Source organism: Streptomyces sp. NPDC054757, assembly GCF_053612185.1.
This window is the reverse complement of the sequence record NZ_JBSHBW010000005.1, coordinates 167,613-192,895: the sequence shown is the minus strand read 5'-3', so window position 1 is coordinate 192,895 and position 25,283 is coordinate 167,613. Positions and strand designations below refer to the sequence as shown.

Sequence of the window (25,283 nt, the reverse complement as noted above, 5' to 3'; positions counted from 1 at the left end):
CGGCGAGCACCTCGATGAGTTGCCTGGCGTGCTGGCATGCTGTCGCCTCAGCGCCTCAGCGCCTCAGCGCCTCAGCGCCTCAGCGCCTCAGCGCCTGTGCGGCTTTGGGGTTGACGTCCCTCGGGTAGACACCAAAGCAGCCCTTGACAATCCTCCTTGGGTGCGATATGGAACCCTGCTTGGGAAGGAGTCGGCGGTCAGCGAGGAGATCGTTCCATCTGTTCCGGTACCTCTGAAGCTCTGCGTCCGGAAGTTCAAGCACGCTCATCGTACGAAGTGGCAGCCGTCCGGAAATGCCGACGATGAAAACGGGGTCTTCGTGTGGGACGCGTGTCGTCTCGGCGATGTTCATCTGAAACTCCTGACCGTGCCGTCACCCTGGGCCCAGGTGATGGTGCGTCGTCGTAGCGCTGGCAACGCTTGCTGGTGACAACGTACGGATGAACCGCAGACACGTGCGGAAATTTTTAGCTGGATCATGCGGTAGATGCGCTAGTTGATGTACAGGAGTTGTACGGGTAGTGCGTACCTCCTCTACGCTGCCTCAGCTCAAGATGTCCTTGGCACGCGGGTAGTTGTCGAAGACCTGAGGGAGTGGGCTCATCCCGAGCTTGGTCAGGTGCGCCAGGGCGGCGGCGACTTCGGCGACTTCACCGAGGGTGCTGTCGCGCTGAACGACCCAGACGAACTCGTTTTCAGATGTCGGCAGCGTCCGAGGCAGGGTGGAGAGGCCGATCCTCTCGAACTCTTCGTTGATCTCCGCGCACAACTCTGAGCTGAGCCGGGCGCGTTCCGGCGCAGCGTGCTTCTTGATGAAGTGCATGGACAGGCGCTTGATGCCGTGATCGACCTCGACTGCGTGCTTAATAATTGTGAAGTCCATAACTCAATAGTCTACTGAATTAACAGGGGAGTTGCGAAGGGTAAGCTCGGATTCGACGGGCTGGAGAGGCCGACCCGGGACGATTGCTCATGGCTGGCGGCGGCACGGGCGTGGGAGCGGAACGGTCGGCGCTCTCGACGCGCCCCAGGACGGAGCTCAGTAGGACCGCGTTGATTCCTCGCCCTCTGGCTGAACCTCCGCAGCTGGCCTTTTCTCCGACGAGCGGAACGAGTACCCCGAGCGGCGGGGTGCTCACGGCCTGGTTCGGCGGATCGCCGTGACCGCGATTGAACTCGTCGACGTGGAGGGCCAGAAACTGTGGTGGTCGCGGGGTGCTGGGCCGGCAGCGGACACGTCCGGGCGGCGCCACCGGCCCTCCGCAGGGTGCCCCTGTCTGTTTGGGCAAGGTGCTGAGCCGGGATGGCGGCATGAAGACCTGGTTCGGCACTTACTGATCGTTTCAGAATGAGATCGGCGTGGTGCCCGAGGCGCCGCCCATACCGGCCCGCAGGGGCCGGATCCGAGGGCTGCCGCGACGTTCACGGGTTCCAGGTTGGTGAACAGTTGCCCCGCACCCGGCCACGCACATTCGGCTGTTCTACTCGGGCGGGTCCCAACGCCTCCTCGAGGTCATGCAGGGCGATGGATATTTCCAATCCATAGCCATGGCGGTGAGAGCTTCAATCACGGCGGGAGACCAGTTCCCATCCTTGATCAAAGTTTCGTCGAGAACTTCCCCACCACCGTAGGCGTGACCCGAAGAGGCTTTCGTGCCGAGGTTGGTGGTGTCGATGACCTCGTCTACCGGTACCGCCAATTGCCCGCTTCGCGCCCCCGCCGAATGCGTCGCGATGTGGATCTCAACGATTGGGGGTGACAGTGTGGCGGGCCCGACGACGGCCTTGAGTGCCCAGGGCATAAGGACATCAGATATGGCAGGGACCATCTCCTGGAAGGCTCGTTGCACTGCGTGCCAGTTCAATTTGCCGTGGCCCATCGGCCAGTGACGAATATCGGAGATCACCTCCAGAGATCCAGCCTCGGTGATACGCACGACCACCCGACAGGGGGCCGCCGCTCATCAAGCAGTGCAATCCCCCTGGGGCTTGAGGAGAGCCAGAGTTCGATCTCCCGACTACTTGCCCTTTCGAGATGCCAGGAGTTCGCTTTTAAGCCATTGCCACCCGCCCAGACCCCCATCCGTTCGGTCAGGTGGTGCAACTCCGTTTCGGAGAGCGCGCTGATCAACGTGTCGTGCATCCCAGTTGCCAGACGGAGTCGGCGACGTCCCAGCGGAAGCGCGACACTCGTGATGGCGCGCAGGTGCACGGCAGGCTGGGCGTAGGCCCGCTGGTCCTGCCTGAACGGCCGATGTGCATGGGGTGATCGGGTTGCGTATCTTCCCATGAACCCCTGGCTGTGATCGGCACCGGCCGCGGCGAGCAGGCTGGCCATCATCTGCCGATTCGCTCGGACGTTGCGCCCGTCGAGGCGAATCTGGATGCTCCCGTCCGTCACGATCGGTGCCGGGACCAGGCCCCGATCGATACGGACGACGAGGACCACCTTGTCGCTGTCCTCCAGCGGGACCTCGATCACCTCCGGCGTCCAAGCGGGTCGTAGGTGGTGGCTATCTGGTTGACGAGTTTTTCCTTCTCCTTACGGCTGACGCCGACAATGCCGGTCGGGACACCGTGAGTGCCGGAGTCCTCGGCAACGCCGATGAGGACCATGCCGCCGTAGCTGTTGGCTAGCGCGGCGACAGCATCGACGGGCTTCTCGCCACCGCGCTTGTACTCCACCGTCAAGTTCTCGGGTATGCCAAGCGAGACGAAGTCCTGGACCATGGCCAGAGTGACGTTGCCGCTGGGTGTGGTTAGCAATGGGTGCACCGTCACAGCCTCCACCGCCATCAGGCCGCCCCGCCTGCAGATTCGTGACATTGACCGCGCTGGATAGGCGATGGGCCATACCGGGTTCGTGACGGGTTCCGCCGCCCGGCCTTACCCCGCCGGTTGTTCTCTGGCGGAGATCATCATTGAGGCCCCCCGCGGCAGCACCAACCTGGGCAGCACGACCATGCTGTCGTCTTCTCGTACGGTGTGGCGGCGCGTGAACTGAGCCTCAATGCCGGATCGGACGTGGGCACGTCGAGCAACCCGGGACCGGCGATTGTGGTCGCGACGCTGGGCCTTCCACTGTCGGTGCTGGATGCGGTTGGCCTGCATCCTGACGGCGTCTGCCGAGGCACCTGGATGCATCGCCTCGATGACTTTGGCGATGGCAACTGCGGAGGCGCGGATCAGCAGCAGGAGAGCCGTGGTCAGAAGGAGTGGATACACGAGCCAGAGCGGTGCACCTGCCGCGAGGAGTTCAGAGATCAAGCCGTTCAAGGTGTTGCCGTCCTCGATAGTCGGGGTCTTACGACTGGGAGGGGCGCGACAGCCCCGAGCCTCGTGTCTTAGTCCGGATCGAAGGGAGGGCCCCTAGTGGAGCCCTCCCTGGTAGCTGATCGATGTTTGGTTCAGGCATCGCCCTTCATGTTCAGCTCGTCAATGACGTTGAGGTTCCTCGACGTGAGGACCACTCCCCCGAGAACGGTGGCCTCGTCGCTCGAAGGCCCTCACAACCGAGCTGCAACTCCCGGTGGGTTAGAAGTAAGAGACCGGTCCGACGGAGGCGCCAACGTGATACGTGGCAATTTCACCGCCGATGTGGGCTCAATGTTCATGACCAATTCGATGATCCAACCGAAGAACGCTAGTGCAGCGTTCAATGGTGTGTGGTGTGCTCGCAATTTCTGTGCTCCTTTTGGCGGGTAGGGAGTGCTAGAACTCCCCGCCACCGCACGGCCTCTGGCGCGTGGACCGTGCGGCAGCGGGACTCTCCAGTACTGCCAGATCCGCCGCTACGTGCCGTCGTAGCCAAGGTCGGCGAGGATCCCGTCCTTGTACGCCCGGTTGACCTTCTTTACGGCCCTCCGACGGATTCGGGTAGCACGTTTCGGATCGGTGCCCGGGGCGAGCCATTCGGCCACCGTCTTGGAATCTTCGCCCAAGACCTGAAACAGGACGAAGACGTCTGCCTCCTCCTGCGTAAGGAAGCCCAGCGCGCGGATACCCTTGACGAGTTCGAACAACTCGTGGTTGAGCTCCAGCACTTCACCGATGTTTGGGTCGCCCACGTGGAGTTCCGGGTTTTCGTCTCCCACCAGGATCTCGATCGTGGCGCGGAGGCTGCTGACCTGGTTGGTGACACACGCGTTCAAATATGAGTCGAGGTGCTCGACCGGCCCGCGGTTCACCAGCCGAGTGTGCAGACTCAGCATGATGTTGGACCACATGTCCTCGGCCAGGGTGTGGCCGGCCTTCTTTGCCATGCGCCCGTGATGGAGGGCCCGCTGCTCCACGGCCCTCCTCACCTGCTCGTGGCACTCGGGCGACAGTTCGCCCTGGGCCTCCCGGGCCCGCTCGGCCTCGCGCGTGCCGCTCTGCCCTCCCGCGGATGGTGGACTACTGGGTGCGGAACGGCTCTTGCCGCGCAACTCCTGGGCCATCGGCCCCTCCCGGTGCTTGCGTTCTGCTTGGTCACCAGCTCTCAGTCGCAGAACAGACCGTTTGTCACCGCTCTCGCGAACTTTCTTCATGGATTCCTCTCGGCACCCGCTGGTTGACCCTCGGTTCACGTCATCAGCTGATCCTCCGCCGATAGGTCACCGCTGCACCACCGGGCTCCGCTTCGGGCTGAGGGGCCTGCGGCAGCGGCGCGTGGACGATGGCACCCTTGTTCGCCTCGGGGATCAGGCCGTACACGAGGACACATGAGGCGTCGATCCGGCCGGGGCTGTCCGCGTCGGTCGGCATCCACGTGGCCCACTCGTTCTCCAGGTCCGTCATCATGCCGCGCAGCCGGACCCGGTCCTCCACCATCTGCTGAGCGATCGGCTCCGCCCTCAACAACTTGCCCTGCTTGGGTGGCGGCGTCGATCAGCGGCATCAGCTTGTTCGCCGGGATCTTCCCCTCGTCCTGCAACGCCTGCCACGCCGTGGAGATGGCGAGGGTGCACATGTCCCGGCCGAAGTTCCATTCGACGTAGATCACGGCGGCATTCGTCTCGTGCGCGAGGAGACAGGCCCGCCTCGACCACTCCACCGACGACATCGCCGCCGACACGTCATGCGTGATCCACACCCGGTTGCGTCGCCGAGGAACCCGCCGATGACGCCGGCGACATCCCGGCCGCCGCCGGACGGGTCGGCCCGCGACCGGCTGGTACCTGAAGAAGGCCCCCAGGACGCTCACCCAGTCCCAGTCCCAGTGAGGGGTGGGCCGTTCCCCGGGGTGCCCGTGCGAGGCCGGGGTGTCTCCGGCCGCGCAGAGGCGTGCTGGATGCCGATCAAGGACCGGCTCACCCGCCATGGCCTCCGCCATGGGCACCGGACGCTGATGGAGGAACTGGGCACTCCGAAGGTCCTCATGGATGAGCGGATGGGGCACGAGGACGGATCGGTCGGTGCCCGCTACAGCCACGTCACCGACTCGATGCGGGCTCTGCTGATGGAGCAGCTGACCGAGGTCTGGTTCGAATCGCTGGATGTCCGCCTCGCGTTGTGCCCACAGTCGCCTGTCCCGGCACTGGACCGGCTGTTGCAGGAATGTGCCGCGACGAGGTAATCCGCTGTTCAAGATCACATCCCACTGACATCCTAGACGCTCCAGGAACGCAATCAGGGCCGGTCTCCTGTGAAGGAAACCGGCCCTGACCTGGTACTTCTCTGTCGGGGTGGCGGGATTTGAACCCACGACCTCTTCGTCCCGAACGAAGCGCGCTGCCAAGCTGCGCTACACCCCGATTGTCGCTCGCGTGGCGGCGACATCAGTTACTTTAGCGGACCCGTGGCCTGAGGCGAAATCCGGTTTTCCCCGGTGGGCTGGTGGGGCCGGATTTCGCGGGGCCGGGTCGGGCTACCGCCTCGCTGTCAGGGTCAGCAGGGTTGACTCCGGAGCGCATGCGAAGCGCACCGGGGTGTAGCGGTTCGTGCCGCAGCCTGCGGAAACGTGCAGGTAGGAGCGGTTGCCGCCGGATTCGTGGGCGGAGAGGCCCTTGACCCGGGCGGTGTCCAGGTCGCAGTTGGTGACCAGTGCTCCGTAGAACGGGATGCACAGCTGCCCGCCGTGGGTGTGGCCCGCGAGGATCAGGGGGTAGCCGTCCGTCGTGAACGCGTCCAGGGCGCGCAGGTACGGGGCGTGCACCACCCCGATCGAGAGGTCCGCGCCCGCTTCCGGGCCGCCCGCGACCTGCTCGTACCTGTCCCGTTTGATGTGCGGGTCGTCCAGACCGGTGAAGGCGATCTCCATCCCGTCCACCTTCAGCCGCCCGCGCGTATTGGTGAGGTTCACCCAGCCCGCCGCGTCGAAGGCGTCCCGCAGGCCCTCCCACGGGTTGTGCACCACGCCCACCGCCGGCGCCTTGCCGTTGAGGCCGTGCTTGCCCTGCGCCTTCTCGAAGAGGTAGCGGGCCGGGTTGCGGAACTTGGGGCCGTAGTAGTCGTTCGACCCGAACACGTACACACCCGGGAATTCGAGCAGCGGGCCCAGCGCGTCCAGGACCTCCGGTACGCCTTCCGGGTCCGAGAGGTTGTCCCCGGTGTTGACCACGAAGTCCGGCCGCAGCCCCGCCAGGGACTGGAGCCAGCGCTGCTTCTTGCGCTGGCCGCCGACCATGTGGATGTCCGACACCTGGAGTACGCGTACGGGCCGGGCGCCCGGCGGCAGTACCGGAACCGTCACCCGCCGGAGGCGGAACGAACGCGCCTCGAATCCGGCGGCGTAGGCGATGCCTGCCGCGCCAACGGCCGTGATTCCTGCGGTGACTTTGAGGGGGATCCCATAGCGTGCGCGCATGGCCCCATCGTCGCAGACAGCCGGGCACCGCAAAATCTGCGGGCGCCGTGCGGACCGCACCTGCGACACTTGGGCGTATGACCACGCTCAAGTCCAAGCTGCACGCAGAACTCACCGATGCCATCAGGGCACGCGACGAGCTGCGCTCCTCGACGCTCCGGCTGACCCTCTCCGCCATCACCAAGGAAGAGGTCTCGGGCACCTCGGCACGCGAGCTGACCGACGACGAGGTGCTGAAGGTGATCGCCAAGGAGGCGAAGAAGCGCCGTGAGGCGGCGGACGCCTTCGAGCAGGGCGGCCGTACCGAGAGCGCCGCGCGGGAGAAGGCGGAGGGTGAGCTGCTCGCCACGTATCTGCCGAAGCAGCTGAGCGACGAGGAGCTGGGCGCGATCGTCGAGCAGGCCGTCGGCGAGGCCAAGGCGTCGGGCGTTGAGGGGCCGCGTGCCATGGGCGCCGTCATGAAGATCGTGAACCCGAAGGTGGCCGGGCTCGCCGACGGCGGCCGGGTGGCGGCCGAGGTGAAGAAGCGGCTCGCCGGCTGAGCCGCCCGGCCGCCCGCGCCTGTGCCCGCACCCGTGTTTGTACCTGTGCCCGTTCGTACCCGTGCCGGTTCCCGTACTCGCACCTGCTGTGACGAGCTCACCCGTTGATCCAGGTGGGTGCGGGGGTGGCTGGGCGGCCGGGTACGGGGCGGTGAACTGACGGAGGGGCGCCCGGTGAGTCCACCGGGCGCCCCTTCCCGTCTGCCGTGCCGGTTCGGCCCCGGTCTATCTCCGGTGGTGGCCGTGGCCGTTGTTTCCGCCGGTGAAGCCCGGTGGGAACGAGATGCCGCCGCCGTCGCCCGGCTGGCCGCCCCCGTTGCCCTGGTCGCCGCCGTTGCCGTTGTCGTCGGCTCCGCCGTTGTCCGTGGCGCCGTTGCCCTGGTCGCCGCCGGCCTGGTGGTCGTGGCTCTTGCCGCCGCTGGAGTGGCCCCGCGGGACGTCGACCTGGTTGAAGGAGGGCGTCTCGGAGGGGGACAGGGCGCCGGTCATCGCCGTCTTCCAGATGGGGCCGGGGAGGCAGCCACCGCAGACCTCGTCGTAGTAGTGGCCGCCGATGTTGATGTTGGTCATCGGGATCTGCCGCGAGCCGTCGCTGCCGACCCAGACGGCCGTCGCCAGGTTGGGCGTGTAGCCGACGAACCACGCGTTCTTGCGCTCGTCGGTGGTACCCGTCTTGCCCGCGTTGTCGCGGTCGCTGAGGCCGGCCTGCTTACCGGTACCGTCCGCGACCACGCCCTTCAGCATCTGGTTGATGGTGTCGGCGGTGTGCTCGCTCATCGCCGACGAGCACGACGACTTCGGCACCGGGATCTGCTTGCCGCCCGGCGCGGTCACCGACTCGACGGCGATCGGTGAGCAGTACGTCCCGCGGTTGGCGAAGGTGGCGTACACCGAGGCCATCGCCAGCGGGGTCGACTCCTGGCCGCCGAGGGTGGTGGAGGGCACGGCTTGGAGCGGCTTGTTGTTGCCGCGGATGTAGCCGACCTTGTCGGCCATGGTGATCGTCTCGCAGAGGCCGGCCTTCTGCTCCAGCCGCGCGAAGTACGTGTTGATCGACTTGCCCAGCGCGCTGGTCATGTCGAATGTGCCCTTCTCGGTCGTGAGCTCGTTCTGCACGGACCAGGGGCTGGAGTCGGCCGGCTGGTTCTGGCAGTTGTGGAAGCTCGTACCGGGCAGGGAGATCTTCGAGCCTGTCGTGAAGCTCTGCGACGGGCTGATGCCCTTCTCCAGCGCGGCGGCCGCGGTGATCGGCTTGAACGTCGAGCCCACCTGGAAGCCCGCGTACGTCCCGCCCATCTTGTTGTCGACCGAGAGGTTCAGCACCGTCTCGTGCTTCGACGGGTCCAGGCCGTACGGACGGGACTGGGCCATCGCGAGGATCTTCCCGGTACCGGGCTGGACCTGCACCACGGCGTCCGCGATCTTGTCGTCCTTGTTGACCCGGGAGGTGGCCGCGACGTTGGAGGACGCCTGGGCCTTGGGGTCCAGGGTGGTCTTGACGGTCAGACCGCCGACCGACCAGAGCTTCTGGCGCTCCTCCTTGGTCTTGCCGAAGGCCGGATCCGTCAGGAACACCTTGCGGACGTAGTCGCAGAAGAAGCCCGCGCCCTTGACCGCGGTGATGCAGCCGCTCTTCGGCCTGGTGACCTTCAGCTTGATCGGCTCGGCCATCGCCTTGTCGGCCTGCGGCTGCGAGATGGAGTGGACATCGGCCATCCGCTGCAGCACGGTGTTGCGCCGCTTGGTGGCCTCGGCCATGTCATTGATCGGGTCGTAGCGGCTCGGTGACTGGACAAGACCCGCGAGCAGCGCGGACTGGCCGATCGTCAAGTTCTTCGCGGACGTGGAGAAGTACCGCTGGGCCGCGGCCTCGACGCCGTACGCCTGCTCACCGAAGAAGGTGATGTTGAGGTAGTTCTCCAGGATCTTCTTCTTGCCGAGCGACTTCTCGACCTGGATCGCGTACTTCAGCTCGCGGACCTTGCGGCCGAGGCTCTTCTGCTGGGCCTCGGCGACCTTGGTCGGGTCGTCGCCCGCCTCCTCGACGAAGACGTTCTTGACGTACTGCTGGGTGAGGGTCGACGCACCCTGGGCCGCGCCGCCCTCCTGCGCGTTGCGGTTGAGCGCGCGTGCCACGCCCTTCACGTCGATCGCGCCGTGCTGGTAGAAGCGCGCGTCCTCGATCGCGACGAGCGCCTTCTGCATGTACGGCGAGATGTCCTGGAGCTTCACCACCGTGCGGTCCCGCTCGTAGACCGAGGCGATCTGGTTGTTGTCGGCGTCCAGGATCGTGGTCCGCTGGCTGAGCGGTGGCGTCTTCAGGCTGGCGGGGATGTCGTCGAATCCCTTGACGGTGCCCTTGGCCGCGAGCCCCAGCGCTCCGGCTGCCGGCAGCGCGATGCCCGCCAGTACAGCTCCGGAGAGCGCGGCGACACCGAGGAATTTGGCGGCCTGCTGGGTCTTGGTGAGACCCCCGCCGGAGCGCTTCTTTGGCATGAGGGCAGCCTACGTGGTGGAGAAGGAGCAGCTTCATTCGCCGGACACGCGGACATGCCTTGGCCTAAGCTGCACCTAACTGTCACAGCAGTGCCCTCCCGTATCAAGTCTCTATCAAGCCGCATGGCGCGAAGTCACCCTCCCCGAATAGGCGTGACCACGCGACTGCATATGCCCCATGTGTAACCCGCTGTCCGATGTGGCGCGGATGAACTGCCCCGTTCTGTCCGGGTTGTCGGCTATGCCCCTCGCTCACTCCGTTGGGTGATCTCGCGCGTACGCATAGTCCGTTCGGGCCATTCAAGATTGGGCCCGAAGGGGGTGTTGCGCTGTGCCCACCTTCCGTAACGTCCTCAACTGGCAGCGGTGAATATGCCGCTGCCGCCGTGGGGGAGCCTCGAATTCGGGAGAGGACGGCGCCGGGATGGGCTGGGTAACTGACTGGAGTGCGCAGGCGGCCTGCCGCACTACGGATCCGGACGAACTGTTCGTACAAGGGGCAGCGCAGAACAGGGCCAAGGCGGTGTGCACCGGATGTCCGGTGCGTACGGAGTGCCTGGCCGACGCGCTGGACAACCGCGTCGAATTCGGCGTGTGGGGTGGCATGACCGAGCGGGAGCGGCGCGCACTGTTGCGCCGGCGCCCCACCGTCACCTCGTGGCGGCGGCTGCTGGAGACCGCGCGCACCGAGTACGAGCGCAGTACGGGCATTCTGCCCGCGATCGTCGCGGACGACGAAGCGTTCGAGGAGACGTACGCCGCTGTGGGATAGCCCCGGGCGGGCAGGGCGGACTCAGGCCGGGGAACGACCGGCCGCGAGGCGTTCACCGATCGCCCGGAGACCTGCCAGGTCGTGGACGTCGCCGGGCAACGCGGCGACCTCGGCCACGGCCACCTCCGGGTGGAGCGTGGTGAAACGGTCGCGGGTGCGCTGCTCGCGGGCGAGTACCTGCATGCGTTCGGCGTGCAGTCGGAGCAGACCGGCGGTCAGTACGTCGACCGTCGGCTCCGGCATGGCATCTGCCGCCCCGGGCAGGGCTTCTGAAGTGCCGGCCTCCGGGGATGCCTCGGCGGGATCTCCGGCTGCTGCCTCTACGGGTGTTCCTGCGGGTGTTCCTGCGTCTGTCGTCGCTACGTCTTCTGCCTCTGCCTCTGAGTCTGATGAGTCTGTGTGGTGCTCCGCGTGTTCCGCGGGCGGCTCGGAAAGTTCGCCGTGCTCCGTGGCTCCGGGCCTGGGAGAGGGGCCCGTGGAGTCACGAACTGCTTCATTCCCGGCCTTCTGATCCACAATGCCGCTGTCGTCAAGATTTTCCGCGGCGGCCAGCGCTCGCTCCGCCGTGAGCCGCGCGGCCCCGCTGCCGTGTACCCGGTTGAGCACCAGGCCGGCCAGCGGCATCCCGTCGGCGGCCAGCCGCTCCACGAAGTACGCGGCCTCCCGCAGCGCGTCCCGCTCCGGTGCCGCTACCACCAGAAAGGCCGTGCCCGGCGCCTGGAGCAGCCGGTACGTCGCGTCCGCGCGGGTGCGGAAGCCGCCGAACATGGTGTCCATCGCGGCGACGAAGGTCTGCACATCGCGCAGGAACTGGCCCCCCAGCAGCTTGCCGAGCGTGCCGGTCATCATCGACATGCCGACATTGAGGAACTTCATCCCGGCCCGGCCGCCGGCCTTCGCCGGGGCCATCAGCAGCCGGATGAACTTGCCGTCGAGGAAGGAGCCGAGCCGCTTCGGCGCGTCCAGGAAGTCGAGCGCCGACCGGGACGGCGGGGTGTCCACGACGATCAGGTCCCACTCGTCGCGCGCCCGCAGCTGGCCCAGCTTCTCCATCGCCATGTACTCCTGCGTACCGGCGAAGCCCGCGGAGAGCGACTGGTAGAAGGGGTTGCTCAGGATCGAGTCGGCCCGCTCGCTGTCCGCGTGCGCCTCGACGATCTCGTCGAACGTCCGCTTCATGTCCAGCATCATGGCGTGCAGTTCACCGTCGCCGGTGGCCTTGATGCCCGCCACCCGGCGCGGGATGTTGTCGAGCGAGTCGATCCCCATGGACTGGGCGAGCCTGCGTGCCGGGTCGATGGTCAGCACGACGGCCCTGCGGCCCCGCTCGGCCGCCCGTACCCCCAGCGCCGCCGCGGTCGTGGTCTTGCCCACGCCGCCGGAGCCGCAGCACACGATGATGCGGGTGGCCGGATCGTCGAGGAGCGGGTCGATGTCGAGGAAGGGCGCGCTGTCCAGGGTCATGACGTGATGTGCCTCCGCACTTCCGTCGCCAGCCGGTAGAGCCCGGCCAGATCCATTCCGTCGCCGAGCAGCGGGAGTTCGTAGGTGGGGAGCTCCAGTTCCGCCAGCACGGCGCGCTGTTCGCGCTCCAGCTCCACCCGCTCCGCGTGGTCGACGGCTTCGGCGAGCAGCGGGGTCACCAGCTTCGCCGCGCCGCTGACGCCCGCCCGGGTGAGCGCCTTGGCCACCTCCTTGCGGCGGTCGCCCGACACCGTACGTACGGTCTGCTCGTCCAGGAGCGCGGGGCGGACCATGTTCACGATGACGTTGCCCACCGGCAGGTCGGCCGCGCGCAGTTCGGCGATGCCGTCCGCGGTCTCCTGCACCGGCATCTCTTCGAGCAGCGTCACCAGATGCACCGCGGTCTCGGGGGACTTGAGGACCCGCATCACGGCCTGGGCCTGATTGTGTATCGGTCCGATCTTCGCGAGCCCCGCCACCTCGTCGTTGACGTTGAGGAAGCGGGTGATGCGGCCCGTCGGCGGTGCGTCCATGACGATGTGGTCGTAGGCGAAACGACCCTGCCTGGTCTTGCGGCGCACGGCCTCGCACGCCTTGCCGGTGAGGAGGACGTCCCGTACACCGGGCGCGATGGTCGTGGCGAAGTCGATGGCGCCGAGCTTCTTCAGGGCCCGGCCCGCGCTGCCCAGCTTGTAGAACATCTGGAGGTAGTCGAGCAGGGCGCGTTCGGCGTCGATCGCCAGGGCGTACACCTCCCCGCCGCCGGGGGCCACCGCGATCTTCCGCTCCTCGTACGGGAACGCCTCCGTCTCGAAGAGCTGCGCGATGCCCTGCCGGCCTTCCACCTCCACGAGGAGCGTGCGCTTGCCCTCCGTCGCGAGGGCAAGCGCCAGCGCGGCGGCGACCGTGGTCTTTCCGGTCCCGCCCTTGCCACTCACGACCTGAAGCCTGCTCACGTATTCGAGCCTAACCAGTCGGGCCCGGTGGTACGCCCGAGGCTGTCGGTGACAGCGGCTACAGTCGCCGTATGGCCAAATGGGAATACGCGACTGTGCCGCTGCTGGTGCACGCGACGAAGCAGATTCTGGACACCTGGGGCGAGGACGGCTGGGAGCTGGTCCAGGTCGTGCCCGGACCGAACAACCCCGAGCAGCTCGTGGCGTACCTCAAGCGCGAGAAGTCCGCATGAGCGGCTCCGTCGAAGCGCGGCTGACCGATCTGGGGCTGACGCTTCCGGACGTCGTGCCGCCGCTGGCCGCGTACCAGCCGGCCGTGCAGTCCGGTGTGTACGTGTACACGGCGGGGCAGCTGCCGATGGTGGACGGCAAGCTTCCGCTGGTCGGGAAGGTCGGCGCGGAGGTCACCGCCGAGGATGCGAAGGACCTGGCGCGTACCTGTGCGCTGAACGCGCTGGCGGCCGTGAAGTCGCTCATCGGCGACCTGGACCGGATCGAGCGGGTCGTGAAGGTCGTGGGGTTCGTGGCGTCGGCCCCGGACTTCACCGCCCAGCCGGGCGTGCTCAACGGCGCCAGTGAGCTGCTGGGCGAGGTCCTGGGCGACCGCGGAGTGCATGCGCGCAGCGCGGTGGGTGTGGCGGTGCTGCCGCTGGACGCGCCGGTCGAGGTGGAGATCCAGGTCGAGCTGAAGTCTTAGAGCTGCTGGAGGGCCGGGCCGGGGCGGTCCCCGGCCACCCTCTCGAACATCGGCGCGAGAGCGGTTAGCCTCCGGCCATGTCCCAAGGTCAGTGGTACCCGCCGGAATGGCCCGACCGTATCCGTGCCCTGGCGGCCGGCGAGCTCACCGCCGTCGCACCGCGCAGGGCCGCGACCGTCATGCTGCTGCGTGACACCGCTGCCGGTCCCGCCGTCCATATGCTGCGCAGACGCGCCTCCATGGCCTTCGCCGGAGGCGCGTACGCGTATCCGGGCGGCGGCGTCGACCCGCGTGACGACGACCGCGCCATCGGCTGGGCGGGGCCGCCGCGCGAGGCATGGGCCGTGCGGCTCGGCGTCGACGCCGCCTCCGCCCAGGCCATCGTCTGCGCCGCCGTCCGGGAGACGTACGAGGAGGCGGGCGTGCTGCTCGCGGGCGAGACCGCGTCCACCGTCGTCAGTGACCTCTCCGGCGACGACTGGGAGGCGGACCGCGCCGCGCTTGTCGACCGTGAGCTCTCCTTCGCCGACTTCCTCGACCGGCGGGGGCTGGTACTCCGCTCCGACCTGCTGGGCGCGTGGGCGCGCTGGATCACCCCGGAGTTCGAGCCGAAGCGGTACGACACCTGGTTCTTCGTGGCCGCGCTGCCGGACGGCCAGCGGACCCGTAACGCCTCCACCGAGGCGGACCGTACGGTCTGGGTCCGGCCCGTGGAGGCGGCGGAGGGGTACGACAAGGGGGAGCTGCTGATGATGCCCCCGACGATCTCGACGCTCCGCTCGCTCCAGCCGTACGCGACGGTGTCCGGCGCCCTGGCCGGTGCGGCGGCGCAGCAGCTCGCCCCGGTGCTGGCGCGAGCCCGTCTTGAGGGCGGTGAGCTGGTGCTGAGCTGGCCGGGTCATGATGAGTTCACCCGGCGGCTGCCGGCGACGGGGGCCCCGGAGTGACCGGCCCGGACCCCAGCCCACCCGCTGCACGACAGCCCACCCCCAGGACGTCGGCCCGGATGACGGCCCGGACGACGGCCCGGACGACAGGAGCCCCCGCGTGACGGACGCCGCAGCACTCCCCGGCCAGCCCAGGGGCGGGGTCCTGTCCGGGCCCGCCACGGCGCGGGCGGTCAACGTCCTGGCGCCGAACCCGTCCGCGATGACGCTCGACGGGACCAACACCTGGATCGTCGCCGAGCCGGACTCCGACCTGGCGGTCGTCATCGACCCGGGCCCGCTCGACGACACGCATCTGAAGGCCGTGGTCGCGACGGCGGCGGGCGCGGGCAAGCGCATCGCGCTGACCCTGCTGACGCACGGCCACCCGGACCACGCGGAGGGGGCCGCGCGCTTCGCCGAGCTGACGCGTACGCCGGTACGGGCGCTGGATCCCGCGCTGCGCCTCGGCGACGAGGGCCTCGGTGCGGGGGACGTCATCACCACCGGCGGCCTGGAGCTGCGGGTCGTACCGACCCCCGGCCACACCGCCGACTCGCTCTCCTTCCATCTCCCGGCCGACCGGGCGGTACTCACCGGGGACACGGTCCTGGGCCGCGGGACGACCGTGGTGGCGCATCCGGACGGGCGGCTCGGTGACTATCTGGACTCACTGCGGCGGCTGCGCTCGCTGACGTCGGACGACGGGGTGCACACCGTGCTTCCGGGGCACGGGCCCGTACTGGAGGACGCGCAGGGGGCCGTCGACTTCTACCTCGCGCACCGCGCCAACCGGCTCGCTCAGGTGGAGACCGCCGTCGAGAACGGCTTCACGACGGCTTCGGAGGTCGTCGCGCAGGTGTACGCGGACGTCGACCGCTCGCTCTGGCCGGCGGCCGAGCTGTCGGTGCGGGCGCAGCTGGAGTATCTGCGGGAGCACGGGCTGATCTGAACTCCGGTACGTGCGTGAAGGGGCGCCCCACCGCGATGGTGGGGCGCCCCTTCACGTACGTACGGGCAGGAACCGGCGGGCCGGGGCGGACGGGCGCGCAGCCGAGCCGGGACCGGCCGGAAACGGCGGGACCGGCCGGAAACGGCGGGACCGCTTCCGGGCTAGCGGGACCGCTTCGCGAGGCGCTCCACGTCTAGCAGGATCACCGCACGGGCCTCCAGCCGCAGCCAGCCGCGTCCGGCGAAGTCCGCGAGGGCCTTGTTGACCGTCTCGCGGGAGGCGCCGACCAGCTGGGCCAGCTCTTCCTGGGTGAGGTCGTGGACCACGTGGATGCCCTCCTCCGACTGCACACCGAAGCGGCGCGAGAGGTCGAGGAGCGCGCGGGCGACCCGGCCGGGCACGTCCGAGAAGACCAGGTCGGACATCTGGTCATTGGTCTTGCGCAGGCGGCGGGCGACCGCGCGCAGCAGCGCGGTGGCGACCTCGGGGCGGACGTTCAGCCAGGGCTGGAGGTCGCCGTGGCCCAGGCCCAGCAGCTTGACCTCGGTCAGGGCCGACGCCGTGGCGGTACGCGGCCCGGGGTCGAAGAGGGACAGCTCGCCGATGAGCTCGCCGGGGCCCAGGACGGCCAGCATGTTCTCGCGGCCGTCGGGGGAAGTGCGGTGCAGCTTCACCTTGCCTTCGGTGACCACATAGAGGCGGTCGCCGGGGTCGCCCTCGTGGAAGAGGGCGTCGCCGCGTGCGAGCGTCACCTCACTCATCGAGGCGCGCAGCTCAGCGGCCTGCTCGTCATCGAGCGCCGCGAAGAGCGGGGCGCGCCGCAGAACGTCGTCCACGAGTTCTCTCCTTGTCGACCTGCTCAGGGAACCGGCTGGTTCCCATCATGCCGGACGGGTCAATCAGTGTGATCAGTCACAAGTTTGACGTACTGCTGCCGCGGCTCGTACGGGAGGGGGCCGATTGGGTTGGGAATCGGCTGTGACCGGGGTGGATGTCGGTGGCTGCCTCTAGGCTGGCCGAGTGCCCAAAACGCCGATGAGAGCAGAGGGGCAAGGGGCTGAACGGGTGTCACCCGAGCTGTAATTCTGCTGTGGGCGAACAGTCGCCCAGCCGGGCGAAAAAGGCCGCAAACAAGACGAAACCGGTAAACCGGTGAAAGGGACCGACATGGCAGAGGCGGCTGGACCGGCGGAGGAAGCCGCGAAACAGGGTGCGAAAGCGGTGCCCAAGGGGGCCGCGCCCGCGCGGAAGACCACGGCGGCGCGGAAGACCCACACGGCGCGGGAGGCGGAGCCCGCGACGAAGGCGGGGACGGTCAAGGGGACGGCCAGGAGGACCGCGGCGGCGGCGAAGAAGGCTGCGCCGGCCAAGGAAGCTGCGCCGGCCAGGAAGGCCGCGGCGGCGAAGAAGACTGCGCCCGCCAAGAAGACTGCGGCGGCGAAGAAGACCGCGGCGGCGAAGAAGGCCGCGCCCGCCAAGAAGGCCGCGCCCGCGCCGGAGGCTGTCAAAATCCCTCGGTCCGAGTCCCATGCCGCCCTGGTCCGCCGGGCCCGCCGGATCAACCGTGAGCTGGCCGAGGTCTATCCGTACGCCCATCCCGAGCTCGACTTCGAGAACCCCTTCGAGCTGCTGGTCGCGACGGTCCTCTCGGCCCAGACCACCGACCTCCGGGTCAATCAGACGACGCCCGGTCTCTTCGCGAGGTTCCCCACCCCCGAGGACATGGCGGCGGCGGACCCGGAGGAGCTGGAGCAGATCCTGCGGCCGACCGGGTTCTTCCGGGCGAAGGCGAGGTCGGTCCTGGGGCTGTCCGCCGCTATCAGGGACAACTTCGGCGGCGAGGTGCCGGGCCGTCTCGAAGACCTGGTGTCGCTCCCCGGTGTCGGACGGAAAACGGCAAATGTCGTTCTTGGTAATGCTTTCGGAGTCCCGGGAATCACTGTCGACACCCACTTCGGGCGGCTGGTGCGCCGCTGGAAGTGGACCGAACAGGAGGACCCGGAGAAGGTCGAGGCCGAGGTCTGCGCGCTCTTCCCCAAGAGCGACTGGACGATGCTCTCGCACCGGGTCGTCTTCCACGGTCGCCGGATCTGCCACGCCCGTAAGCCGGCCTGCGGCGCCTGCCCGATCGCCCCGCTCTGTCCTTCGTACGGTGAGGGGGAGACGGACCCGGAGAAGGCGCGGAAGCTCCTGAAGTACGAGAAGGGCGGCCGGCCGGGCCAGCGGCTGAAGCCCCCGCCGGACTATCCGGGACAGCCGGCCCCGCCGATGGCGGCCGGGTGAACCGCAGGAACCACCCTTCCGTGCGGAACGATCGGGCCCGGCGCAGGCGTTGGAAGGGGCGGGGGTGCTGATGACGCGCGCTGGAGCGAAACACGAGGGACAAGAGAGACAAGGCGGGCAAAGGAGCCAGGAGGGCCAGGAAGGCCGGGAGAGACATACGGGCCGGGTTCAGGAGGGCCCGGTCGCCGTGACGCAGTCCGGGCTGCCCGGATGGCTGGCGCCGGTGGCCCGTGCGGCCGACACGGTGCGCCCCGAGCAGCTCAGCCGGTTTCTGCCGCCGGAGAGCGGCGGCGGGCGGCAGTCCGCCGTGCTGGTGCTCTTCGGCGAGGGCCCGGCGGGCCCCGAGCTGCTGCTGATGGAGCGGGCCTCCAGCCTGCGCTCCCATGCGGGGCAGCCCTCCTTCCCCGGCGGTTCCCTCGACCCGGGCGACGGCGATCCGCAGACCACCGGCCCGCTGCGGGCGGCCCTGCGCGAGGCCCAGGAGGAGACCGGGCTCGACCCCCTGGGCGTACAGCTCTTCGGTGTGCTGCCCCGGCTCTACATCCCGGTGAGCGGCTTCGTCGTGACGCCCGTGCTCGGCTGGTGGCGCGAGCCCAGCCCCGTACGGGCCGTGGACAGCGGTGAGACGGCCCGGGTCTTCACGGTTCCCGTGGCGGATCTCACGGACCCCGCCAACCGGGTGACGACGGTCCATCCGCGCGGCCACCGGGGCCCGGCATTTCTGGTCGAATCCGCCCTGGTCTGGGGCTTTACGGCCGGAGTGATCGACCGGATCCTGCACTTCGCGGGCTGGGAACAGCCCTGGGACCACTCCAGACAGGTCCCGCTCGACTGGCGCGCATGACAGGGTGGCCGACGTACTGGGCCACTCGGGCGACGCGGCGAACCACTGCGGCTCCCCGAGGGGCCGCACCACCGGCCGGCTGACGGTGACCGGCGACGAAAAGCGAGGCTCCCGACGGTGAACGTGCTGGACATCCTGCTGCTGCTGGCCGCTGTGTGGTTCGCGGTCATCGGCTACCGCCAGGGTTTCGTCGTCGGCATCCTCTCGGTGATCGGATTCCTCGGCGGCGGCGTGGTCGCCGTCTACGTACTGCCGATCATCTGGGACGAGCTCACGGAGAAGTCCGAGGTCTCCATGACGGCCACGGTCGTCGCGGTGGTGATCGTGATCGTCTGCGCATCGGTCGGCCAGGCCCTCACCACCCATCTGGGCAACAAGCTCCGCCGCTTCATCACCTGGTCACCGGCGCGTGCCCTCGACGCCACCGGCGGCGCCCTGGTCAACGTGGTGGCCATGCTGCTGGTCGCCTGGCTGATCGGTTCGGCCCTGGCCGGTACGACGCTGCCCACCCTCGGCAAGGAGGTCCGCACCTCCAAGGTGCTCATCGGGGTCTCCCGGGTGGTGCCCGCCCAGACCAGCACCTGGTTCACGGACTTCACATCCGTCCTCGCGCAGAACGGCTTCCCCCAGGTCTTCAGCCCGTTCGCCAATGAACCGATCACCGAGGTCAAGGCGCCCGACCCGGCACTGGCCCACAGCTCGGTCGTCACGAGCGCCAAGAAGTCCATCGTCAAGGTCGTCGGCACGGCGACCGGGTGCAGCAAGGTCCTGGAGGGCTCCGGCTTCGTCTTCGGCGACCACAGGGTGATGACCAACGCCCATGTCGTCGGCGGCGTCAGCGAACCGACCGTGCAGATCGGCGGCCAGGGCAAGCTGTACGACGCGAAGGTCGTGCTCTTCGACTGGGCGAAGGACATCGCCGTCCTGGACGTGCCGGCCCTGCACGCGCCCGCGCTGAAGTTCACCGGCTCCAGCCACGGCGCCCACAGCAACGACAGCGCGATCGTCGCCGGCTTCCCCGAGAACGGCGCGTACGACGTCCGTGCCGCCCGTATCCGCGGCCGGATCAACGCCAGCGGCCCGGACATCTACCACCGCGGGACGGTCACCCGGGACGTCTACTCGCTCCGTACGACCGTCCGGCAGGGCAACTCCGGCGGCCCCCTGCTGACCCCCGACGGCCAGGTATACGGAGTGGTCTTCGCCAAATCGCTCGACGACAGCAGCACCGGGTACGCGCTCACGGCCGACGAGATCCGCCAGGACATCGCCCAGGGCCGCACCGCGGACCAGCAGGTCGGCACGGAGGGATGCGCGCTGTGACGACGGGGACGTACACGGTCGGCACATACCCGGCGAGGCCGGCGGGAGGCACACGGTGAGGCTCACGATTCTCGGCGGCGGCGGATTCCGGGTGCCGTTGGTGTACGGGGCGCTGCTGCGCGACCACGCGGCGGGCCGGGTCACCCAGCTCACGCTCCACGATCTCGACCCCGCCAGGCTGGCGGCCGTGGCGCGTGTGCTGGCCGACCAGGCGGTGGACGTACCGGACGCGCCGGAGGTCCGTACCACCACCGACCTCGACGACGCGCTGCGCGGCGCCGACTTCGTCTTCTCCGCGATCCGGGTGGGCGGGCTCGCGGGCCGTGCGGCCGATGAGCGGGTGGCGCTGGCCGAGGGTGTACTCGGCCAGGAGACCGTCGGCGCGGGCGGTATCGCCTACGGACTCCGTACGGTCCCGGTCGCGAGGGACATCGCCCGCCGGGTCGCCCGGCTCGCCCCGGACGCCTGGGTCATCAACTTCACCAACCCGGCGGGCCTCGTCACCGAGGCGATGGCCGCCCATCTCGGCCGCCGGGTCGTCGGGATCTGCGACTCGCCGGTCGGCCTCGGCCGCCGGGTCGCGCGGGTCCTCGGCGCGGATCCCGCGTCGGCGCGGCTCGACTACGTGGGGCTGAACCATCTGGGCTGGCTGCGCGGGCTGTACGTCGGCGACAAGGACGTGCTGCCCGGCCTGTTCGACGACGAGCGGCTGCTGACCTCCTTCGAGGAGGGCAGGCTCTTCGGTGCCGAGTGGCTGCGTTCGATCCGCTCGGTGCCCAACGAGTATCTGCACTACTACTACTTCAACCGTGAGACCGTCGCCGCCTACCAGCAGGCCGGACAGACCCGCGGCGCCTTCCTGCGCGACCAGCAGGCCCGCTTCTACGACGAGATGGCGCACTCGTCGACGCCGGCGCTGGCGGCCTGGGACCGCACCCGGGCCGAACGCGAGGCGACGTACATGGCGGAGAACCGCGAGGCCGCGGGTGCGGGTGAACGGGAGGCCGACGACCTGGAGTCGGGCGGGTACGAGAACGTCGCGCTGGCCCTGATGCGGGCAATCGCGCGCGACGAGAGCGCCACCCTGATCCTGAACGTCCCCAACGGGGCCGCACCCCACCCGTCCGGAAGCGCTACGTCCGGTGGTGCTTCGTCCAGCGGTGCCTCGTCCAGTGGTGCTTCGTCCAGTGGTGCTACGTCCAGAAGCGCTGCGTCCGACGGCCGTACGCTCTCCGTGCTCGACGCCGCGGCCGTCATCGAGGTCCCCTGCCGGGTCGACGCGAACGGGCCGCGTCCGCTGCCGGTCTCCCAGCTGACGGGCCATGAGGCGGCGTTGGTGTCGGCGGTGAAGGCGGTGGAGCGCTCCGTGCTGGAGGCGGCGGAGAGCGGTTCGGTGCGGGCCGCGGTACGGGCGTTCGCCGTGCATCCGCTGGTCGATTCCGTGAATGTGGCGGCCAGGCTGCTCGACGGCTACCGGGCGGTGCACCCAGGGCTCGGCTACCTCACGGGGAGCTGAGCGTCCGGACCGTTGAGGCGGCGCTGCCGCAGGCGGGCCGGGGGACCGGTCCGCTCACGGCCTGGGGTGGCGTAACCGCGCCGACATCCAGCGCGCCCGGCGGCGGATGATGCGGGGAATGCCGAGACGGGGATCGTCATCGTCCCCGTCATGCGATCCGCCTCTCTCGTACGTGCCCAGGCCCGTGGCCGAGCGGCGGTTGCGTGCTGCGTCACCGTAGTCGTGCGTCCAGCCCATACCACCGTGTTTGCCCGTGCCTCATGGTCGGTAATCGCGTCCCGCGGGGCCAATTGGCCTATGCGTCAGGCATTTGGCTGTTCGTAGGACAAGAGTTCCCGTCCGGTCGCCGGGCGTGCCCCGGACGGCGGCACCATGGCCGCGCACCGGCACGACACGGGGCAGACCCCGGGGGCAGACCCGGGGTTCAGCGGTCGGGCTCGGGGTCCTGCAGCCAGTTGATGAGTTCCGTCGAGAACGCCCCGGGGTCCTCCTCCTGCGGAAAGTGCCCGAGACCGTCGAACAACCGCCAGCGGTACGGCGCTTCGACGTACTCCCCCGATCCGGCCGCGCTGCGCGTGCGCATCACCGGGTCGAGCGATCCGTGCAGATGCAGGGTCGGGACCCGCACCGGCCGCTTCATCCTGCGATTGAACTGAATGCCGTCCGGCCGCGCCAGCGACCGCACCATCCAGCGGTACGGCTCGATGGAACAGTGCGCCGTGGACGGGATCGACATCGCTCGCCGGTACGTCTCGACGGCGTCGTCCTCCGGGCGGACGGGCCCCGACCATTCACGCACCAGCTCACCGACGAGCGCCGCGTCGTCGGCGACAAGCTGACGCTCCGGCAGCCACGGCCGCTGGAAGCCCCAGACGTACGAACCGGCCCGGGACTGCGAGAAGTCGGAGAGCATCGCCGAACGCCAGCGCCGCGGGTGCGGCATCGACGAGACGGCGAGCCTGCGCACCAGCTTGGGCCGCATCACGGCCGCCGTCCACGCCAGATATCCGCCCAGGTCGTGCCCGACGAGCGCGGCGTCCGGCTCGCCGAGGGAGCGGATCACACCGGTGACGTCGAGGGCCAGGTTGGCGGGGTCGTACCCCCGGGGCGTGCGGTCGCTGCCGCCCACGCCCCGCAGATCCATCGCGACGGCACGGAACCCGGCGTCGGCGAGCGCGGTCAGCTGATGGCGCCAGGTCCACCAGAACTGCGGAAAACCGTGCAACAGCAGTACCAGTGGCCCGTCACCCGCCTCCGCGATGTGGAAGCGCGCGCCGTTGGCGGCGACGTCGCGGTGGGTCCAGGGCCCGTCGATTCGTACGACGGAGCCCATTTCGGCAGAAGCGGTCATGCCGACGAGCGTGCCACAGCCGACGGCTCACCGTTGACCGTGAGGGCGGCGTCGGCGGGCACCAGGACGGCCGCCTTGTCGAGGGACGGACGGTCGACGGACGGGCGGGGGTGCGGCCTGACGCCCTGGATGACAGCCGCGGTCTCCTTGGCGGACGCGACGACCTTCTGCGGGCCCTTGCCCTTCTTGGCCTTCTTGAAGAAGACGGTCCCGATCAGCGCGAGGATCCCGGCCACCAGCACGTTCGCGGCGAAGGACAGGACGAAGCAGATCGCCAGGTTCCAGTGGCTCCAGGTCCGGATGCCGTAGGCGAGGGCGAAACTCAGCATCGGCAGCGAGAAGAGGAGCACGATCCCGGCCGCCGAGAACGCGGCGCTGCCGACGGCGCCCCGCTTGACGTCCTGGCGGAGCTCGGCCTTGGCCAGGGCGATTTCGTCGTGCACCAGTGCGGACATCTCGGCGGTCGCCGAGGCGACCAGCTGGCCGAGACTGCGGTCGGCGGTGCCGGCAGGGCTGCTGGGGTGGCTCATCGCTGAATCCCTCTTCTTCTCTTGCGCGAGCGTTCGTCCGGTCGAGCGATCATCCGCGCGGGCGTCGTCATGGGCGTCGTCACACGTCGTGGCGTCCACAAGTCGTGGGCATCACAGGCCGTGGGTGTCGTCATGAACGGTCTGTTCGGAGTGATCTGACTTCAGATCATGCCGGACGGTCCTCGTCCTCGCTTGCTGCCCCCGCCCGTTCGGCCAGACGGCGGTGCTCGGCCGCCTTCCCCTCAAGGATCGCTGCCATGCGCAGATGGTGCGCGGCTTCGTCCTCCTCGTAGACGTCGGGGATGCCGTCGTGGTCCTCGTCGCGCTCCTCCTCGTCGCAGAGCGCCCGGTATCTGCGGTCGCGCACTCTGAGCAGGACGGAGGAGAGCGCGGCGGCGATCACCGAGCCCAGCAGCACCGATGCCTTGATCTCGGCGGTCGCCGTGGGATCTCCGTCGAAGGCCAGCTCCCCGATGAGGAGCGAGACGGTGAAGCCGATCCCGGCGAGCGTCGCCACCGCGAACACATCGGCCCAGGCCAGGTCCTTGTTGAGCCGGGCCTTGGTGAAGCGGGCCGTCAGCCACGTACCACCGAAGACGCCGACGGTTTTGCCGACGACCAGGCCCAGGACGACGCCCAGGGTCTCCGGCCTGCTGAACACGTCACCGAGAGCTCGGCCCGACACCGGCACCCCGGCGGAGAACAGCGCGAACAGCGGTACGGCGAGACCCGCTGAGAACGGCCTGACCAGGTGCTCTACATGCTCCCCCGGGGAGTGGCGCTCGCCCTCGTGGCGGTGGCAGCGGAGCATCAGGCCCATGGCGACACCGGCGATGGTGGCATGGACGCCGCTGTTGTACATCAGCCCCCAGATGACCAGCCCGAGCGGGACATAGACGTACCAGCCGTGCACGCCGAAGCGCAGCAGCAGCCAGAAGACGGCCAGGCCGGCCACCGCGCCGCCGAGCGCGGCGATGTTGATGTCGCTGGTGAAGAACACCGCGATGATCAGGATCGCGAAGAGGTCGTCGACGACGGCCAGGGTGAGCAGGAAGGCGCGCAGAGCGGAGGGGAGCGAGGTCCCGATGACCGCGAGGACGGCGAGCGCGAAGGCGATGTCGGTGGCGGTCGGTACGGCCCAGCCGTCGAGCGAACCGCCGCGGAAGACGTTGACCAGGGCGTACACCAGGGCCGGTACCGCCATCCCGCAGACCGCGGCGATGACCGGCAGCGCGGCGGCCTTGGGATCGCGCAGCTCACCCGCGACCATCTCGCGCTTCAGTTCGATCCCGGCGACGAAGAAGAAGACGGCGATCAGCCCGTCGGCCGCCCAGTGCTGGACCGAGAGGTGCAGGCCGACGGCGCCCGGACCCAGGTGGAAGTGGCTGACGGCGTCGTAGCTGCCGCGCAGCGGGGTGTTCGCCCAGACGAGGGCGGCAACGGCGGCGAGGAGGAGCAGCAGGCCCCCGACGGTCTCGGCCCGCAGTGCGTCAGCGAGATAGGTCCGTTCGGGGAGCGGAAGCCGCCCGAGGAAGGACGCGGTTCGGCGCTGGGGCCCGGGAGAGGGCTGGGGTGCCGGAGGGGGCTGCGGGTCCTGAGAGGGCTGGGGTTCCGGAGAGGGTTGGGGCTCGGAACGGCGCTGCGGCTCGGAAGAGCGCTTGGGCTTCGGGGCGGGCGCGGCCACGCGGGGGACCTCCGGTCAGATGGACAGCACAGAACACATGCCGACCAGACTTCCCGGCGCACCCGTCTCACTACTTCTTAACTTCTCACGGATTCTTCCTGCTGTTCCGTCTGCTCCACGTTATCCGAGGCCGGAACGCTCTGTTGACCCAGCGCTCTGT

At 68.9% G+C, this 25,283-nt stretch carries 27 protein-coding genes, 1 tRNA gene and 1 pseudogene; 11 read left to right on the top strand and 18 right to left on the bottom strand.

Annotation, left to right across the window (positions count from 1 at the left end; genetic code table 11):
- Positions 1-79 precede the first annotated feature (79 nt).
- From ACWGKJ_RS09615 to ACWGKJ_RS09580, 8 genes are all read right to left on the bottom strand, one after another.
- The gene (locus ACWGKJ_RS09615) at positions 80-352 is read right to left on the bottom strand and encodes a hypothetical protein (RefSeq protein ID WP_385020335.1); all 273 of its coding nucleotides are present in this window, start codon (positions 350-352) and stop codon (positions 80-82) included.
- Between the two features lie 192 nt (positions 353-544).
- On the bottom strand, positions 545-883 hold the full coding sequence (locus ACWGKJ_RS09610; protein ID WP_385020338.1) for a hypothetical protein: 339 nt from the start codon (positions 881-883) through the stop codon (positions 545-547).
- A gap of 598 nt (positions 884-1,481) precedes the next feature.
- Positions 1,482-1,937, bottom strand: coding sequence for a hypothetical protein (locus tag ACWGKJ_RS09605; protein WP_385020341.1), 456 nt, complete (start codon positions 1,935-1,937; stop codon positions 1,482-1,484).
- Positions 1,904-2,482, bottom strand: a complete 579-nt coding sequence (locus ACWGKJ_RS09600) for a hypothetical protein (protein WP_385020345.1) — start codon at positions 2,480-2,482, stop codon at positions 1,904-1,906. Before ACWGKJ_RS09600 ends, ACWGKJ_RS09605 begins: the two co-directional genes overlap by 34 nt.
- Positions 2,479-2,796, bottom strand: coding sequence for an AlbA family DNA-binding domain-containing protein (locus tag ACWGKJ_RS09595; protein WP_385020347.1), 318 nt, complete (start codon positions 2,794-2,796; stop codon positions 2,479-2,481). The genes ACWGKJ_RS09600 and ACWGKJ_RS09595 overlap by 4 nt, the downstream gene beginning before the upstream one ends.
- A 90-nt stretch (positions 2,797-2,886) precedes the next feature.
- Positions 2,887-3,267 (bottom strand): hypothetical protein, encoded by a 381-nt coding sequence (locus ACWGKJ_RS09590; RefSeq protein WP_453315701.1) that lies wholly within the window; start codon positions 3,265-3,267, stop codon positions 2,887-2,889.
- Positions 3,268-3,791: 524 nt separating this feature from the next.
- A complete protein-coding gene (locus ACWGKJ_RS09585) occupies positions 3,792-4,439 on the bottom strand; it encodes a sigma-70 RNA polymerase sigma factor region 4 domain-containing protein (RefSeq protein WP_385020353.1) in 648 nt (215 codons plus the stop codon).
- Positions 4,440-4,572: 133 nt separating this feature from the next.
- Positions 4,573-4,839 carry a hypothetical protein gene (locus ACWGKJ_RS09580; RefSeq protein WP_385020356.1) on the bottom strand — a complete coding sequence of 89 codons (267 nt, stop codon included), beginning with the start codon at positions 4,837-4,839 and terminating at the stop codon, positions 4,573-4,575.
- 319 nt (positions 4,840-5,158) lie between these two features.
- Between ACWGKJ_RS09580 and ACWGKJ_RS09575 the strand changes: the two are divergent.
- Positions 5,159-5,557 (top strand): annotated as a pseudogene (locus ACWGKJ_RS09575) (LacI family transcriptional regulator); the annotation flags it as partial.
- 104 nt (positions 5,558-5,661) lie between these two features.
- Here ACWGKJ_RS09575 and ACWGKJ_RS09570 read toward each other — a convergent pair.
- Both ACWGKJ_RS09570 and ACWGKJ_RS09565 read right to left on the bottom strand, forming a co-directional pair.
- A tRNA-Pro gene (locus ACWGKJ_RS09570) sits at positions 5,662-5,735 on the bottom strand.
- Between the two features lie 113 nt (positions 5,736-5,848).
- Positions 5,849-6,787 carry a metallophosphoesterase gene (locus ACWGKJ_RS09565; protein WP_385020364.1) on the bottom strand — a complete coding sequence of 313 codons (939 nt, stop codon included), beginning with the start codon at positions 6,785-6,787 and terminating at the stop codon, positions 5,849-5,851.
- A gap of 77 nt (positions 6,788-6,864) precedes the next feature.
- Here ACWGKJ_RS09565 and ACWGKJ_RS09560 point away from each other — a divergent pair, with 77 nt between their 5' ends.
- Positions 6,865-7,329: a GatB/YqeY domain-containing protein gene (locus tag ACWGKJ_RS09560; RefSeq protein ID WP_453315700.1), complete on the top strand. Its 465-nt coding sequence runs from the start codon at positions 6,865-6,867 to the stop codon at positions 7,327-7,329.
- Positions 7,330-7,554: 225 nt separating this feature from the next.
- Here the strand turns inward: ACWGKJ_RS09560 and ACWGKJ_RS09555 are convergent, their stop codons facing one another.
- Positions 7,555-9,825 (bottom strand): transglycosylase domain-containing protein, encoded by a 2,271-nt coding sequence (locus ACWGKJ_RS09555; RefSeq protein WP_385020369.1) that lies wholly within the window; start codon positions 9,823-9,825, stop codon positions 7,555-7,557.
- A gap of 424 nt (positions 9,826-10,249) precedes the next feature.
- Here ACWGKJ_RS09555 and ACWGKJ_RS09550 point away from each other — a divergent pair, with 424 nt between their 5' ends.
- Positions 10,250-10,597, top strand: a complete 348-nt coding sequence (locus ACWGKJ_RS09550) for a WhiB family transcriptional regulator (protein WP_164258855.1) — start codon at positions 10,250-10,252, stop codon at positions 10,595-10,597.
- A 21-nt stretch (positions 10,598-10,618) separates the two neighbouring features.
- Here the strand turns inward: ACWGKJ_RS09550 and ACWGKJ_RS09545 are convergent, their stop codons facing one another.
- Together ACWGKJ_RS09545 and ACWGKJ_RS09540 are read right to left on the bottom strand one after the other, a co-directional pair.
- On the bottom strand, positions 10,619-12,061 hold the full coding sequence (locus tag ACWGKJ_RS09545; RefSeq protein WP_385020373.1) for an ArsA family ATPase: 1,443 nt from the start codon (positions 12,059-12,061) through the stop codon (positions 10,619-10,621).
- Complete coding sequence (locus ACWGKJ_RS09540) at positions 12,058-13,017, bottom strand: ArsA family ATPase (RefSeq protein ID WP_453315699.1); 960 nt, start codon at positions 13,015-13,017, stop codon at positions 12,058-12,060. Before ACWGKJ_RS09540 ends, ACWGKJ_RS09545 begins: the two co-directional genes overlap by 4 nt.
- Positions 13,018-13,088: 71 nt before the next feature.
- On the opposite strand from ACWGKJ_RS09540, the gene ACWGKJ_RS09535 reads away from it, so the two are divergent.
- From ACWGKJ_RS09535 to ACWGKJ_RS09520, 4 genes are all read left to right on the top strand, one after another.
- A complete protein-coding gene (locus tag ACWGKJ_RS09535) occupies positions 13,089-13,250 on the top strand; it encodes a DUF4177 domain-containing protein (RefSeq protein ID WP_164258849.1) in 162 nt (53 codons plus the stop codon).
- The gene (locus tag ACWGKJ_RS09530; protein WP_385034111.1) at positions 13,247-13,714 is read left to right on the top strand and encodes a RidA family protein; all 468 of its coding nucleotides are present in this window, start codon (positions 13,247-13,249) and stop codon (positions 13,712-13,714) included. Before ACWGKJ_RS09535 ends, ACWGKJ_RS09530 begins: the two co-directional genes overlap by 4 nt.
- Positions 13,715-13,791: 77 nt before the next feature.
- Positions 13,792-14,661: an NUDIX hydrolase gene (locus tag ACWGKJ_RS09525; RefSeq protein WP_385034114.1), complete on the top strand. Its 870-nt coding sequence runs from the start codon at positions 13,792-13,794 to the stop codon at positions 14,659-14,661.
- 100 nt (positions 14,662-14,761) lie between these two features.
- Positions 14,762-15,592, top strand: a complete 831-nt coding sequence (locus tag ACWGKJ_RS09520) for an MBL fold metallo-hydrolase (protein WP_385034117.1) — start codon at positions 14,762-14,764, stop codon at positions 15,590-15,592.
- 161 nt (positions 15,593-15,753) lie between these two features.
- On the opposite strand, the gene ACWGKJ_RS09515 is transcribed toward ACWGKJ_RS09520, so the two are convergent.
- Positions 15,754-16,428, bottom strand: a complete 675-nt coding sequence (locus tag ACWGKJ_RS09515; protein WP_164258843.1) for a Crp/Fnr family transcriptional regulator — start codon at positions 16,426-16,428, stop codon at positions 15,754-15,756.
- 331 nt (positions 16,429-16,759) lie between these two features.
- Between ACWGKJ_RS09515 and nth the strand changes: the two genes are divergently transcribed.
- The 4 genes from nth to ACWGKJ_RS09495 all read left to right on the top strand — a co-directional run bounded on the left by nth (position 16,760) and on the right by ACWGKJ_RS09495 (position 21,558).
- On the top strand, positions 16,760-17,875 hold the full coding sequence (nth, locus tag ACWGKJ_RS09510) for an endonuclease III (RefSeq protein WP_385024319.1): 1,116 nt from the start codon (positions 16,760-16,762) through the stop codon (positions 17,873-17,875).
- 70 nt (positions 17,876-17,945) lie between these two features.
- On the top strand, positions 17,946-18,719 hold the full coding sequence (locus ACWGKJ_RS09505; RefSeq protein WP_385024321.1) for an NUDIX hydrolase: 774 nt from the start codon (positions 17,946-17,948) through the stop codon (positions 18,717-18,719).
- Positions 18,720-18,836: 117 nt separating this feature from the next.
- Positions 18,837-20,042, top strand: a complete 1,206-nt coding sequence (locus tag ACWGKJ_RS09500; protein WP_385024323.1) for a MarP family serine protease — start codon at positions 18,837-18,839, stop codon at positions 20,040-20,042.
- 55 nt (positions 20,043-20,097) lie between these two features.
- Complete coding sequence (locus ACWGKJ_RS09495; protein WP_385024325.1) at positions 20,098-21,558, top strand: 6-phospho-beta-glucosidase; 1,461 nt, start codon at positions 20,098-20,100, stop codon at positions 21,556-21,558.
- Positions 21,559-21,612: 54 nt separating this feature from the next.
- Here the strand turns inward: ACWGKJ_RS09495 and ACWGKJ_RS09490 are convergent, their stop codons facing one another.
- The 4 genes from ACWGKJ_RS09490 to nhaA form a co-directional block, all read right to left on the bottom strand.
- A complete protein-coding gene (locus ACWGKJ_RS09490) occupies positions 21,613-21,795 on the bottom strand; it encodes a hypothetical protein (protein ID WP_385024327.1) in 183 nt (60 codons plus the stop codon).
- A 187-nt stretch (positions 21,796-21,982) separates the two neighbouring features.
- Positions 21,983-22,909 carry an alpha/beta fold hydrolase gene (locus tag ACWGKJ_RS09485; RefSeq protein ID WP_385024329.1) on the bottom strand — a complete coding sequence of 309 codons (927 nt, stop codon included), beginning with the start codon at positions 22,907-22,909 and terminating at the stop codon, positions 21,983-21,985.
- Entirely contained in the window at positions 22,906-23,439 is a 534-nt protein-coding gene (locus tag ACWGKJ_RS09480) for a phage holin family protein (RefSeq protein ID WP_385024331.1), read from the bottom strand. Before ACWGKJ_RS09480 ends, ACWGKJ_RS09485 begins: the two co-directional genes overlap by 4 nt.
- 166 nt (positions 23,440-23,605) lie before the next feature.
- On the bottom strand, positions 23,606-25,123 hold the full coding sequence (nhaA, locus tag ACWGKJ_RS09475) for a Na+/H+ antiporter NhaA (RefSeq protein ID WP_385024333.1): 1,518 nt from the start codon (positions 25,121-25,123) through the stop codon (positions 23,606-23,608).
- Positions 25,124-25,283: the final 160 nt, after the last annotated feature.